Raw genomic sequence first — 13814 nt, 5'->3', positions numbered from 1 at the left:
ACGGGCTACCGCAGGGCGGCGCGCGAGCCGGCCTCGTCGTCGGTTCCGGCGGAGCCGCCCTGTGCGGGCACGTTCGGGCGGGCGGCGGTGGCCGGGGCGAGCCGGGCGGGGATGAGCGCGGCGACGGCCGCGGCGACGAGTCCGACGCCGGCGCCGATCGTCATGGCGGTGCGGAAGCCGTCCTCGGAGGGCAGGGTGTGGCCGCCGAGGGTGGTGGTCATCTGGGCGAGGACGACGCCGATGACGGCGGCGGACGCCGAGGTGCCGATGGACCGCATGAGGGTGTTGAAGCTGTTGGCCGAGGCGGTCTCCGCCTGCGGGACGGCGCCCATGATCAGCGCGGGCATGGCGCCGTACGCGAGTCCCACGCCGGTGTTGCAGACGATCGTGACGACGAGCAGGCCCCAGGTGGAGCCCATGAGGGCGAGCGAGGAGGCGTACCCGGCGGCGATGACGAGGGAGCCGACGGAGAGGGTGACCTTGGGGCCCTTGGCGGCGGAGAGCTTCGCGCCGAGCGGGGCGAGGGCCATCATCATCAGGCCCGCGGGGGCCATCCAGAGACCCATGGCCATCATCGACTGGCCGAGGCCGTAACCGGTCGCCTCGGGCAACTGGAGGAGCTGCGGGACGACGAGCGACTGCGCGTACATCGCGAACCCGACGAGGACCGAGGCCGCGTTGGTCAGGAGGACGACCGGGCGGGCGGTGACGCGGAGGTCGACGAGCGGGTCGGTGGTGCGGAGCTCCCAGAAGCCCCAGGCGAGCAGGACGACGGCCGAGCCGGCGAAGAGGCCGAGGGTGGTGGCGCTGCCCCAGCCCCAGGTGGCGCCCTTCGAGACGGCGAGGAGCAGGGCGACGAGTCCGGCGCCGAGGCCGAGCGCGCCGGGCAGGTCGAAACGGCCGGGGGCCGGGTTGCGGGGGCCGGCGGGGACGACGCGCCAGATCGCGAGGCCGACGAGGGCGCTGAAGGCGGCGGCGACCCAGAAGAGGACGCGCCAGCTGGCGTTCTCGGCGACGGCGGCGGAGAACGGCAGGCCGAGGGCGCCGCCGACGCCCATCGAGGCGCTCATGAGGGCGATGGAGCCGCCGAGCTTCTCGGGCGGCAGAAGGTCCCTGAGGAGGCTGATGCCGACGGGGACGACGCCCATGCCGAGGCCCTGGAGGCCGCGGCCGACGATCATCGGGACGACGGAGTCGGCGAGCGCGCAGACGACGGAGCCCGCGACGAGCGGGACGACGGAGGCGAGGAGGACCCGGCGCTTGCCGAGGGTGTCGCCGAGGCGGCCGGCCACGGGGGTGGCGACGGCGGCGGCGAGGAGGGTGGCCGTGATCACCCAGGAGGCGTTGGACGGGGTGGTGCCGAGGAGTTTCGGCAGGTCGCCGATGAGCGGCACCACCAGGGTCTGCATGAGCGCGGCCACGATGCCCGCGAGGGCGAGGACGCCGACGACGCCTCCGGTGCGGGGTTCGGGCTGGGGGCCGTCCACGGGTTTCTCCCTGGGTTTCACGAAAGACGAGGTACATGCGATCGATATGCATGATGCACATGGATTGCTTCATACACAAGCCATGCAGGATGCACATCAGATCATTCCGGGAGAGAATGACCCCATGGACAAGCCCACCCACCTGGTCGAGTTCGAGACCATGCTGCTCAGCCGGCACGCCCATCTCTACGCGCCCCGCTCCCGGGCCGCCGGGGGCCAGCTCGACCGCAGCGCGTACGTCCTGCTGAGCCGCATCGAGATGCACGGGCCCATGTCCATCGGACAGCTCAGCGAGGCCTTCGGCCTCGACGCCTCCACCCTCAACCGGCAGACCGCCGCGATGCTGCGCACCGGCGTCGTCGAGCGCATCCCCGACCCCGAGGGCGGGATCGCCCGCAAGTTCCGCATCACCGAGGAGGGCGCGCGGCGCCTCGCCGCCGACCGGGACGCGAACATCGAGGGACTCGACCGGGTGATGGAGCACTGGTCGGCCGAGGACGTGGCCCGGTTCGCCGCCTTCCTCGAACGCTTCAACCAGGACATCGAGCGCCTGGAAGGCCGTCCCTGGCCGCGCGCCTGACCCGCCCTCACCCACCCCTGCGGGGCCCGTGACCACCTCGGTCGCGGGCCCCGTTTCCGTTCGATCCCTTTACGCGGGGCCCCGGCGGGGGTAACTTCCGGCCGACGCAAGATATTTCTGCAACTTTCCGACTGTGTTTCCAACGGATTCCGCATCCCCGCCTCACGACCGGACTCCGCACGGCGACACGGCGCCCCCCCCGCCTGGAGAATTCAGATGACACGCACCCGCAGACGGCTGCCGGCCCGCCCGGTCGCCGCCCTGGCCGCCGCCGCCGGCGTCCTCGGCCTGGTGGTCGCCTCCCCCGGCTCCCCCGCCTCCCCCGCCTCGGCTCCTCGTACGGCTCCGGTGGCCGCCACCGCCGACAGCACGGCCACGGTCTTCTACTGGACGAAGACCAAGAACTGGGCGCTCTACAACCTGCACTACGCGCCCGACGGCGGCGCGTGGACGACCGTCCCGGGCGTGGCCATGGAGGCCGCCTGTACGGACTGGGTGAAGAAGACCGTCACCCTCGGCGCGGCCACCGGCCTCCAGGCGACCTTCAACAACGGCAGCGGCACCTGGGACAACAACGGCGGCAAGAACTACGCCCTCGGCACCGGCGCCATCACGGTCAAGGACGGGGTCGTCGCCCACTCCGACCCGTGCGCCGGGACCGAGCCGACACCCACGCCGACGCCCACGCAGACCCCCTCCCCCGCCGCCAAAGCGACGGTCTACTACTCCACCGAGGCGCTCGGCTGGTCCACCGTCAACGTCCACTACCAGCCGGCCGGCGGCTCCTGGACGACCGCCCCCGGTGTCGGCATGCAGGCCGCGTGCACCGGCTGGTGGAAGCGGGAGATCGACCTCGGCACCGCCACCTCCCTCAAGGCCGCCTTCAACAACGGCAACGGCACCTGGGACAACAACCGGGGCTCCGACTACACCATCGGGACCGGCGTCAGCACCGTGCGGAACAACGTGGTGACCGCCGCGGCCGCCGACCCGTGCGCCGCCGCCGTCCCCGACACCCAGGCCCCGACCGCGCCCACCCGCGTCACCGCCGCCGCCGACGGCGTCTCCGTCCTCCTCACCTGGGACCCCGCCACCGACGACCGAGGCGTGACGAAGTACCAGGTCACGCGCGTCGGCGGCAGCGGCACGGTCGTCACCGACGTCGGCTCCACCGTCTTCTCCGACACGAACCTCGCCGAGCGGACCGCGTACACGTACACGGTGAAGGCCGTGGACGCCGCCGGGAACGTCTCCGCCGCCTCGGCCGCCGCGACCGCCACCACCGGCGACAAGCCACAGACCCCGGCGGCGGGCAAGCCGATCGGCACCGACCCGCGCAAGGACCCGATCTACTTCGTCCTCACCGCCCGCTTCAACGACGGCGACCCGGCGAACAACCGGGGCGGCAGCCAGCACACCAAGTCGGGCAACGCGGCCAACGACGACCCCATGTTCCGGGGCGACTTCAAGGGCCTCATCCAGAAGCTCGACTACATCAAGGGCCTCGGGTTCTCCGCGATATGGGTGACCCCGGTCGTCCTCAACCGCTCGGACTACGACTACCACGGGTACCACGGCTACGACTTCTACAAGGTCGACCCCCGCCTGGAGTCCGCCGGAGCCTCGTACCAGGACCTGATCGACGCCGCGCACGCCAAGGGCGTCAAGATCTACCAGGACGTCGTCTACAACCACTCCTCCCGCTGGGGCGCCAAGGGCCTCTTCGTGCCGACCGTGTACGGCGTGCGGGACAGCCAGTGGAGCTGGTACTACGACGAGAAGCAGCCCGGCTTCGAGTACGACGGCCTGACCGTCGACGCCAAGTCCGGGAAGTCGTACTACAACGGCGACCTGTGGTCGACGGCCGAGCCCACCGGCAACACCTGCCTCAACTGGGGCAAGCCGACCGGCGGCAAGAGCGCCGAGGGCTACACCGTCTACAACTGCCAGTGGCCGAGCCCGACCTCCGGCATGTTCCCCAAGTCCCTCTTCCACCAGTGCTGGATCGGCAACTGGGAGGGTGAGGACTCCCGTTCCTGCTGGCTCCACGAGGACCTCGCGGACTTCAACACCGAGAACGCGACCGTCCAGAACTACCTGATCGGCGCCTACAACAAGTACATCGACATGGGCGTCGACGGCTTCCGCGTCGACACCGCCGTGCACATCCCGCGCACCACCTGGAACCGCCGCTTCCTGCCCGCGATCCAGGAGCGCGTGACCCAGCGTCACGGAGCCGAGGCGGCACAGAACTTCTTCGTCTTCGGCGAGGTCGCCGCCTTCGTCAACGACAAGTGGAACCGCGGCTCGGTCAACCACTCGGCGCAGTTCTACACCTGGAAGGAGCGCAAGGAGTACGACGCCGACGACACCAAGGCCGCCCTGGAGATGTACGACTACGAGCAGCAGCAGGGCACCGGCAACCAGCCGACCTCCAACAACGCCTTCCTCAGCGGGAACAGCTACCACGCCCCCGACCACAGCCGCTTCTCCGGCATGAACGTCATCGACATGCGCATGCACATGAACTTCGGTGACGCCTCCAACGCCTTCTACAACGGCAAGGACTCCGACGACAGTTACAACGACGCCACCTACAACGTCGTCTACGTCGACAGCCACGACTACGGCCCCAACAAGTCGAGCGAGCGGTACGCGGGCGGCACCGACGCCTGGGCCGAGAACATGTCGCTGATGTGGACCTTCCGCGGCATCCCGACGCTGTACTACGGCTCCGAGATCGAGTTCCAGAAGGGACAGAAGATCGACTGCGGGCCGACCTGCCCGCTCGCCACCACGGGCCGCGCCTACTACGGCGCACACCTCGCGGGCTCCGTCACGGCCTCCGACTTCTCGCAGGTCTCGTCGGCCTCCGGCGCCGTGGCGACCACCCTCCAGCAGCCACTGGTCAAGCACGTGCAGCGGCTCAACCAGATCCGCCGCGCGATCCCCGCGCTCCAGATGGGCCAGTACTCCACCGAGGGCATCTCGGGCGGCATGGCCTTCAAGCGCCGCTACACCAGCGGTTCGACGGACAGCTTCGCGCTCGTCACCGTCTCCGGCGGGGCGACCTACTCCGGCATCCCGAACGGCACGTACACCGACGCCGTCACGGGCGACGTCCGGACCGTCACCAACGGCAGCCTCACGGTCGCCGCGCCCGGCAAGGGCAACCTCCGGGTGTACGTCCTGAACGGCCCCGGCAGGATCGGAGCCGCCGGACCGTACCTGAAGTAGCGGACGGAGGGGTGTCGGACGGGCGCGGTGGCGCGCGTCCGACACCCCTCGCGCCCGTCCGACAGCCCCCGCGCCCGTTTGACACTCCTTGCGGCGCGGCGGACGGTGGGAACCGGGGATGCCGGACCACCTCGCACGAGGGAGATGAGAGCCGGATGGCAGCCGGTACGGAGCTCCGCGCCGCGCCCGCGCTGACGCAGCGGCCCTCCCCGGTCATGGCCCTGCACACCACGCCCGCCCTGGTGGCCTTCGCCTCCTTCCTCCAGCTCCCCTCCTGGGAGCTGGAGGCCCGGGTCGCCCAGGAACTCGCCGAGAACCCCGCGCTCGAAGAAGACCCGGCGGCCGCCGCCTGCCCCCTCTGCGGGACACCACTGCGGCCGCCCGCGCTGTGCCCGTGCCTGTACGGGGACGCCGACGGCCGCTCCGGGGCGGCGCCCGGACCGCGTACCGAGTCCCGCACCGAGCCGCGTGCCGAGGACCGTGCCGCACGGCTCATCGCCGAGGTCGGGGCGGGGCTCCCGGCGTCGGACGCGCCGCTCGCCGCGTACCTCGTCGGCAGTCTCGGACCGCGCGGCCGGATCGACGCCTCCGCCGAGGAGATCGCCGCCGCCCTCGGCGTCACCCCCGCCCGCGTCCGGCGCGGCCTCGCCGCCCTGCGGGCGGTGACGCCTCCCGGGACCGGCGCCATCGACCTGCGCGAGTGCCTGCTGCTCCAGCTCGACCGGTGGGAGGAGACCCACGGGACGCGGGAGCCGGCGGTGCGGGCCGTGCTCGCCGGACACCTGGAGGCGCTCGGCACCGAGCAGGACATGGCGGGGGCCGCGCGGGCGCTCGGGATGCCGGCCGAGGAGATCCGGCGGGTCCGGGACTTCGTCCGGGCGGAGCTGCGCCCCGGTGCCGCGCTCGACCTCGGGCCGCCGCCGGCCGGGGCCTGTGCCCCGCCGGACCTCGTCGTCGCCCGCGACCCCCGGGCCCCGGGGACGTACACCGTCGTCCTCCTCGAACCCCTTCGTCTCCGGCTCGCCGTCAGCCCCGCCTACCTCGCCTACCTCTCCGGCCCGGCCCCGGCCGCCGCCGACGCCCGGCTCGCGCGGGACCAGGTCGGACGGGCCCGCGAGTTCCTCACCCGCCTCGACCGGCGCTGGCGGACGCTGCACCGGATCGCGGCGCACGTCGTGGACGCGCAGCGGCCCTTCCTCGACCACGGCCCGGACGCGCTGCGGCCCCTGTGCCGCCGCGAGGTGGCGGCCGCCCTCGGCCTGCACGAGTCCACGGTCTCCCGGGCCGTCGCCGGGCGCGTCGCGCTCCTGCCCTGCCGCCGTGTGATGCCGCTCGCCGGGTTCTTCGGTACGGCGACGGGCGACGGCGTCCACGGAGTCCACGGGGTTCTGCGGGAGCTCGTGGAGCGGGAGAGCCGCCCGCTCACCGACACCGAACTCGCCCGGCTGCTCGCCGCGCGAGGCTTCCCGGTCGCGCGCCGCACGGTCGCCAAGTACCGCGCGGGCCTGGGCATCGCCCCCTGCTCCGCCCGCCGCGCCGCCCCCTGCTCCGCCCGCCGCGCCGCCTCCTGATCCCGCGCGCCCCGCCCCTTCCCGCGCGCCGCTTTTCCCCCGACCCGCCGAAGCTCCCTTCGCCGCCGTCCCCCCGGCCCGGCGAAGGGAGCTTCGGCCGACCCGGTCCCCCGCCCCGTGATTCCGGCCCCCTCGCCCTGGCACGCGACTTGCAGGAGAGGAAGGTGAACCGAGGAGGCCGCCATGCACAACATGGATCGCACACCACTCGAGTACGACGCCTACGCCCCCGAGTTCGAGGGCGCGGCCGGGTACGGCCTCCAGGAGGCCGAGGGGAGTCTCGACGAGGTCCAGGAGATGGAACTCGCCGGTGAGCTCCTGGAGGTGGCGGACGAGGCGGAGCTCGACCACTTCCTCGGGAAACTGGTGCGCTCCGCCGCGCCCCTGCTCCGGGGCGGTCCGGGCAAGGCGCTGCAAGGCCTCCTGAAGAACGCGGCCCGGCAGTTCCTGCCGGTGCTCGGCGGCGCGGCCGGCAATCTCGTCCTGCCCGGAGTCGGCGGGCTCGTCGGCTCGCAGCTCGCCTCGCAGGCGGGCGGACTCTTCGGTCTCGAACTGGAGGGACTGAGCCCGGAGGACCAGGAGTTCGAGGCGGCCCGCCACTTCGTCCGCTTCGCCGCGGACGCGGCGCGGACGGCGGCGGACGGGGACGGAGAGGCCGAAGCCGAGTACGAGGGTGAGGGGGAGACCGAGTTCGGCGCGGAGTTCGAGGCCGATCCTGAGTACGCGTACGCGGGCGAGTCCGAAGGGGACTTCGAAGGGGACTTCGAGACGGACATGATGTCCGGGGAGTTCGAGGCCGCCGACTTCGAGGCCGCCGACTTCGAGGGCGCGGATCTCGAAGCGTCCGACTTCGAGGAGGGGTTCGGTCAACCCGGCGAGCTCGAAGGCGGCGGGGAAGGTGTCGACGAGATCGACGCGGGTGCCGCGCGGGCCGCCCTGCTCAGCGCCGCGCAGCGGTACGCCCCCGGGCTCGTCCCCCTGGCCTCGGCGCCCGGAGCTCCCTCGTACGGAGCTCCCTCGTACGGGGGCCCCGCGTACGGCCGTCGGCGGACCAGCGGCCGGTGGATCAGGCGGGGCCGCACGATCATCCTCCTCGGCATCTGAACGGGCACCGGAAGGGAGACCGGTCATGAGCACGCACGAGTGCGGGTGCGGCGGCCACCGGCGGGCCGCGGAAGCGGAGAGCGCCGGCGCGGTCGCCCCGGAACTGCGGGACTACGCGGCCGAGACGGGCCTGCTCGGCGGCGAGTACGGAAGCCCCTTGACCGAGGCGGAGGAGAACGCCCTCGCGGCGGAGCTGCTCGGCGTGTCCGACGAGCGGGAGCTTGAGGCCTTCCTCGGGTCGTTCCTCGCGCCCGTCGCCCGCCGCGACGGCGGATTCCTGAGCTCCTCGGCGGGCGCCGCTCTCGGCGGCGTCCTCAAGAACGTGGCCATGACCGCACTGCCCGGCGGGGCGGGCGCGGGCACCGGCGGCGGCAGGGGCGCGGGGTCTACCGGCCCCGGCCGGCAGGTCGTGGAGCGGCTGCCGATGCTGCGGCGGCACGCCGGGACCCCGCCCGACCTGATCCTGAAGTGGAACGCGATGGACCGGCCGTCCCGGATCGACGTCGTGGTCCATCTGCACGGCTTCGCCGTGCGGGGTCCGCGCATGACCCTGCCGGCGGACATGGAGGCGGTGAGCGGCCTGGACCTCGGCGCCAACCCGGCCCGCACGCGGCCGACCCTGCTCGTCCTCCCCCGGGGCCACTACTTCGGCGGCCGGTCGGGGCGCGGGTACACGCACCCGGCCCTGGAGGGCCGGGGCGCGATCGACCGTCTGGTCGCCGAGTCCCTGGCCCGGTTCAAGGCCGCCACGGGCGTGGACGCCCCGCTCGGGCGGCTCGTCCTCACGGCCCACTCCGGCGGCGGCGCCTCACTGATGCGGATCCTGCGGTACGCCGACCCCGACGAGGTGCACACCTTCGACGCGCTGTACGGGGACCCGGGGGCGCTCGTCGACTGGGCGCGGCGGCGGATGGCACGGGGTGACGGGGCGCTGCGGGTGCTCTACCGGCCGGGCGAACCGACCGCCCGCAACAGCGAGCGGGTGGCGGCCGCGGTGCGGCCGGCGGCCTCGCCGCGGTTCCGGGTGGAGTGGACGCGCGTCCCGCACATGCGCATTCCCCGGCTGTACGGGCCGCTGCTCCTCGCCGACGCGGGGGCGGACCTGCCGGGCACGGGTCCCTCGCCCCTGCGCCGCGGCACCCACCGGGAACTGGGCACCGACCGTGAACTCGGCGCGCAGGACGAGCTGGAGGAGGAGACGGGCGGCGGGTGGAACGGTGCTCCCGAGCAGGTCGACTTCCGGCAGCGGGTCCTCGACGCGCACCTGGCGCGCTCCCGGAAGCGGAAGGCTCCCGGACGCGACCTGACAGCGGGCGAGTTGGACACCGTCCCCGGGACGTCCCTCTCCATGCGCACCGACGCCGCCGCCGCGGCGGGCCGACTCCTCGCCGCCGCGAACGCGGCGCTCGTGGCGGCGCAGGCGGCGGGCGACGAGGACGCCGCCCACACCCGGCGCCTGACCGGCGGCAGCGGCTACCGGGGCAGCGAACACCAACGACGGCTGTGGCTCGGCTACTTCAGGAACTACTACAACCAGACCCGCGACGCGCGCGCCGGGCTCCCCGGCGGTCCGCACGGTCCCGCCGCCGTCCGGTTCATGCTGGACGTCTTCGGGATCCCGTCGAAGATCGCCGCGCCGGGGTACAGCAACCACCAGAACGGGATCGCGATCGACTTCCTCCAGGTGCGCGGGCGCGGCTTCGCCCTCAGCAACAGCACCGGCGCGCGGGCCGTGAAGCGCTGGCACGCGACCTGGTTCTTCCGCTGGCTCCAGTCCCACGCGCACCGGTTCGGCTTCGTCCCGTACGACCGGGAGCCCTGGCACTGGGTCTACCGGGGGTCCGGCACGCCGCCCCTCGTCGGCCGCGTCGGCCAGGCCGCCGGACTGTTCGGCGAGACCGGCGAGTGGGACGGCTCGGGCGAGACGGGCGAGACGGGCGAGAGGGAGGAGATGGACGAGATGGAGGTGGCGCGCCGGTTCGTCCGGCTGTCGGCGGCGGCCGCGAGGAACGCGGCGATGGCGCCCCGCGACCGGCACCGCCGGTACCGCCCCTACCGGGGACGGGCCGGTGACGCCGCCGTGGGCCGGGCGGCCGTGTTCGCCGCCGCCCGCCGGTACGCGCCGGGCCTCTACCGCAGCTTCCCGCGCTACGCCCGTCCGGCCCGCTGGACCTGGCCGCGACCGCTCCCCGTCCCCCGCCGCCGCTGGTACGGCCCCGGTTACCGGTACGGCTACCCGTACGCCTACGGGCATCCGGGCGGCTACGCCGACGGCGCCGGGTACGCGGCGGAGCCCGTAACCCCGCCGCCGTACGCCCCGCCGCCTTACGCCCCGGGTCCGTACATCCCCGGCGCGGGCGACGCCGGTGCGGGTGACCTGGGGGCGGACGCACCCGTCACCCCCGAACCCGCCGCCGCACCGGACGACGGCCCGCAGCCGGGCGGCCAGGAGCCCCCGGCAGAAGGCACCACGGCTTCAGCCGACCCCACTCCCACCACCGGCACCTGGGTCCGCCAGGGCGACCGGGCCGTGATCACGGAGGCCTGACCATGCCCGGCACGTCGTCGACCGCCACCGCACGCCGGCTGCTCTCCGGCGAGGCGCGGGCGCTGCTCACCCGGCTCGACCGGGTGCAGCCCTTCGCCGTGCGCGAGACGATGCTGCCGGCCGCCGCCCTCTCGCCGGCCGCGCAGATCGGCATCGAGCGGACGCTCGTCGCCGGGCGGCGCGAGCTGCGCGGCCGGGTCCGGGCGTACCTGGCCTGGCTCGACGGGGAGGGCGGGGCGGCGACGCCGGCGGAGATGCAGCGGCGGTTCACGGCCCTCCGCTGGCGGTTCAACGACGTCCTGGGCCAGGTCGACCTCTTCCAGCAGGCGATCACCCAGCGCAGCGAGCACGAGATCGGGCTCTGGCTGTCCGGGATGGACGTGGTGGCGGCCGACGCGCTCGACGTGCCGGGCCGGCTCTTCGAACCGCCGCCGGTGGTCTGTTATCTGGACCGGGGTCCCGGCGCGGCGATCCGGCGCGCCAGGACCCGTCTCCCCGGCGGCGGTTCGAGCCCGGTCGCGATCGTGCGGGTGCCGCGCGAGCGGATGGTCGGCGGGTACGGGCTGAGTTCCTCGCTCTGCCACGAGGTGGGCCATCAGGGCGCCGCGTCGCTCGGCCTCGTACCGTCGCTCCGGAGCGAGGTGCGTCGCACGCGGACACGGACGACAGGGGACGAACTTCCCCTCCCTTGGGCGCTGTTCTCGCGGTGGATGCCGGAGATCGTCGCCGACGTCTGGGCCATCGGCAAGCTCGGCGTGACGGCGACGATGGGGCTGATCGGCGTGCTGAGCCTGCCGCGCCGGTTCGTCTTCCGTCTCGACCCCTTCGACAGCCACCCCTTCCCCTGGATCAGGGTCCATCTGGGCCTCGCCGTCGGCGCGTTGCTGCATCCCGATCCGCAGTGGCGGGCGCTCGGCGACCTGTGGTCGGCCCTCTATCCGCCCGACGGTCTCGACGCCGCCTCGCGCACGCTGCTCGCCTCACTGATCTCGGCGGCCCCCGACCTCGCGGCCCTTCTCGTCGCGCACCGGCCGCGGGGGCACGAGGAGTTCACCCTCGGCGGCCTGTTCCGGCCCGCCGAGCGTTCCCCGCGCCGGCTGCTCGCCCTGTACGCGTCCGCGCGGCTCCGTCCCGAACTGCTCGAACGGGCCGCGCCGACACTCGCGTTCGCGGCGCTCGGCCAGGCCAGGGCCGCCGGTCTGATCTCGCCCGAGGCGGAGAGCCGCCGGGCGGAGGCGCTGCTGCGGCGCTGGGCGCTGCGCAGCACCCTCGCCACCACGGCGGCCTGCGCGCGAAGCGCACCACCGGCCCTCGGGCCGGCCGTTCCCCGGAAGGCCGTCCCCGTGGGCGGCGGCCTCCCTCTCCGTACCACCCTGCCCGAGGAGGAGTCATGGGCACACCACTGACACCGCGCGCACCGCTCCAGGTCACGCTGACCGCCACCCCCGACGAGGTGACGCGGGGCGAGATGGTGCGGCTGCGGGCCGACACGACGGAGCCGGGCGTGAAGTACGCCTGGGCCGTGTCGGGCGGCACGCTCGCCCTGTGGTCGGAGGACGACGCGGAGGTCGTCTGGGACACCCGGGGCGCCGACGCGGGCGTGGAGAACGCCAAGGTGGAGGTCCGCGACACGCACGGGCGGATCAGCACCCAGTACGCCGACGTCCGGGTCAAGCTGCCGGTCGACGACGCGCGGCGCGCGTCGGCCTTCGACGCGCGGCGCGCCTCCGTCTCCGTGCACCTGGAACCGGCGGGGGTCGTACGGACCGACAGCCAGGCGCTGTGGACGGCGATCCGCAACAGCAGCGAGGCCCTCGGCTTCGGCGAGTACCAGGACTTCATCGACCTGGTGCTGTGCCCCTCGCCGGACGGGCTCGACCGCGAGTCGCGGCGGCGGCGCGCCGAGGGGCGGGCCGAGCTGAAGGCTGTACGGAAGACGGGCGGGCTGCCGTATCCGGACGTGGACGCGTACTGGCTGCTGAAGACGGCGACCGAGGCGTTCATGCGGCTGCGCTGCGGCATCCTCGTCGACCCGAAGCGGCCCGGTGAGCCCTTCGAGGGCGTGGACCTCCTCCAGGAGCAGCACCGCTACCAGGACGGTCCGGTGTCGCGCGAGGAGATCGAGGCGATGTGGAAGGCGTTCATCGAACCGGTGCCGCAGGACCCGAACTTCTACACGCTGCCGTACTTCGCCCGGATCCTGGACGGGCTGCGGGACGTGCAGGTGCGCGGGGCGGGCAAGCTGGGCTTCCCGTGCGACGCGATCCTCCGGTACAAGCTGACGCACCCCTGCCTCATCGAACTCCTGTGGAACTACTGGGAGGAGGAGAGCCTCCTCGTCCAGTCCATGATCGAGATCAGCCGCCGGTTCCAGAACATGCGGCGCTCGGTCGAGCCCGATCCGCTCGCCCATCTGGAGATCGCGCCGCTGCTGCCGCTCGGCAACCTCCTGTGGGGGTACATCCAGGACGAGCAGCACCGCCTGTCGGTGGTGCGCAGGGCGTACGAGTACGACCACCACTACGGAATCACGCTGATCGGCAGGGCCGTACCGCCGCTGCGCGGGGCCGACAGCCGGTCGAAGTTCCTGGAGGCGTTCCACAGCCTGCTCAAGCTGTGCACGACGTTCTTCACGCAGGCCGACGACATGACGGTGACGCCGGACGGGTTCCCGGTCCTGAACGGGCTCAAGGAGGTCCACCTGCTGCTCACGGAGGGGCAGCACAACCAGTACGGCGACCTGCCATGGACGGCGCGGCAGGAGATGCTGATGCAGCAGTGGCTGCTGGCGAGGCCGGAGATGCGGCAGTTCCTGCCGGCGCGCGCGATGGTCGCGTACCCCGAGCCCTGGATGGGGACGGTGGACGTGATGAAGAAGCTCCAGGGGTGGACGGACACGCCCACGCTGCACTTCCACAACCTCGCGTCCTTCGGCGAACGGATCCTGCTCTCCATCCGGTTCGGCGACTGGAACTCGGTCATCGACCGGGACGAGGCGGCGAACTGGGCGCGCTACTGGCGTGCGGAGATCCAGGGGTACATCCACGCCTACCGGGCCGCGACCGGTGTCGACCTGACCTCGGACCGGCTCGACGTGACGATGCCGGCGGTCCATCTGCGGCGGCGCAGGGCGCAGCAGCTCAGCGGCGCGGGCCGGGAGCGGGCGGCGCTCGGCGGCGGGGCGCGGCCGGGAGCGCGGGCCGGCGCGTGGGCGGGCTCGTGGGCCGGGGCCGGGATGGCGGGGCGGCGGGCGCGGCGGATGCCTCCGCCGGACCAGCCGTACTGAG

The 13814-nt window shown here is 73.4% G+C and carries 8 protein-coding genes; 7 read left to right on the top strand and 1 reads right to left on the bottom strand.

The window, feature by feature from the left end; all coding sequences use genetic code 11:
* Positions 1-5 precede the first annotated feature (5 nt).
* Positions 6-1487 carry an MFS transporter gene (locus ACFC0Z_RS02895; RefSeq protein ID WP_376432048.1) on the bottom strand — a complete coding sequence of 494 codons (1482 nt, stop codon included), beginning with the start codon at positions 1485-1487 and terminating at the stop codon, positions 6-8.
* A 124-nt stretch (positions 1488-1611) separates the two neighbouring features.
* On the opposite strand from ACFC0Z_RS02895, the gene ACFC0Z_RS02890 reads away from it, so the two are divergent.
* From ACFC0Z_RS02890 to ACFC0Z_RS02860, 7 genes are all read left to right on the top strand, one after another.
* Positions 1612-2067 (top strand): MarR family winged helix-turn-helix transcriptional regulator, encoded by a 456-nt coding sequence (locus ACFC0Z_RS02890; protein ID WP_376432047.1) that lies wholly within the window; start codon positions 1612-1614, stop codon positions 2065-2067.
* Between the two features lie 216 nt (positions 2068-2283).
* On the top strand, positions 2284-5304 hold the full coding sequence (locus ACFC0Z_RS02885; protein WP_376432045.1) for a carbohydrate binding domain-containing protein: 3021 nt from the start codon (positions 2284-2286) through the stop codon (positions 5302-5304).
* A 155-nt stretch (positions 5305-5459) separates the two neighbouring features.
* Positions 5460-6875 carry a hypothetical protein gene (locus tag ACFC0Z_RS02880; RefSeq protein WP_376432043.1) on the top strand — a complete coding sequence of 472 codons (1416 nt, stop codon included), beginning with the start codon at positions 5460-5462 and terminating at the stop codon, positions 6873-6875.
* A 183-nt stretch (positions 6876-7058) separates the two neighbouring features.
* Positions 7059-7979 (top strand): hypothetical protein, encoded by a 921-nt coding sequence (locus tag ACFC0Z_RS02875; protein ID WP_376432042.1) that lies wholly within the window; start codon positions 7059-7061, stop codon positions 7977-7979.
* A 25-nt stretch (positions 7980-8004) separates the two neighbouring features.
* Positions 8005-10527, top strand: a complete 2523-nt coding sequence (locus ACFC0Z_RS02870; protein ID WP_376432040.1) for a M15 family metallopeptidase — start codon at positions 8005-8007, stop codon at positions 10525-10527.
* Positions 10528-10529: 2 nt separating this feature from the next.
* The gene (locus ACFC0Z_RS02865) at positions 10530-11933 is read left to right on the top strand and encodes a hypothetical protein (protein WP_376432038.1); all 1404 of its coding nucleotides are present in this window, start codon (positions 10530-10532) and stop codon (positions 11931-11933) included.
* Positions 11918-13813: a hypothetical protein gene (locus ACFC0Z_RS02860; RefSeq protein WP_376432036.1), complete on the top strand. Its 1896-nt coding sequence runs from the start codon at positions 11918-11920 to the stop codon at positions 13811-13813. The genes ACFC0Z_RS02865 and ACFC0Z_RS02860 overlap by 16 nt, the downstream gene beginning before the upstream one ends.
* Position 13814 lies beyond the last annotated feature (1 nt).

The sequence above is a fragment of the Streptomyces sp. NPDC056144 genome (genome assembly GCF_042264145.1).
Lineage (GTDB): Bacteria > Actinomycetota > Actinomycetes > Streptomycetales > Streptomycetaceae > Streptomyces.
The sequence above is the reverse complement of the archived record's forward strand: the minus strand, read 5'-3'. Positions and strand labels throughout refer to the sequence as shown.

Coding starts and splice junctions, on each gene's coding strand:
- ACFC0Z_RS02865 (WP_376432038.1), top strand. CDS start 10,530: ATGCCCGGCACGTCGTCGACCGCCACCGCACGCCGGCTGCTCTCCGGC.
- ACFC0Z_RS02890 (WP_376432047.1), top strand. CDS start 1,612: ATGGACAAGCCCACCCACCTGGTCGAGTTCGAGACCATGCTGCTCAGC.
- ACFC0Z_RS02870 (WP_376432040.1), top strand. CDS start 8,005: ATGAGCACGCACGAGTGCGGGTGCGGCGGCCACCGGCGGGCCGCGGAA.
- ACFC0Z_RS02885 (WP_376432045.1), top strand. CDS start 2,284: ATGACACGCACCCGCAGACGGCTGCCGGCCCGCCCGGTCGCCGCCCTG.
- ACFC0Z_RS02860 (WP_376432036.1), top strand. CDS start 11,918: ATGGGCACACCACTGACACCGCGCGCACCGCTCCAGGTCACGCTGACC.
- ACFC0Z_RS02880 (WP_376432043.1), top strand. CDS start 5,460: ATGGCAGCCGGTACGGAGCTCCGCGCCGCGCCCGCGCTGACGCAGCGG.
- ACFC0Z_RS02875 (WP_376432042.1), top strand. CDS start 7,059: ATGCACAACATGGATCGCACACCACTCGAGTACGACGCCTACGCCCCC.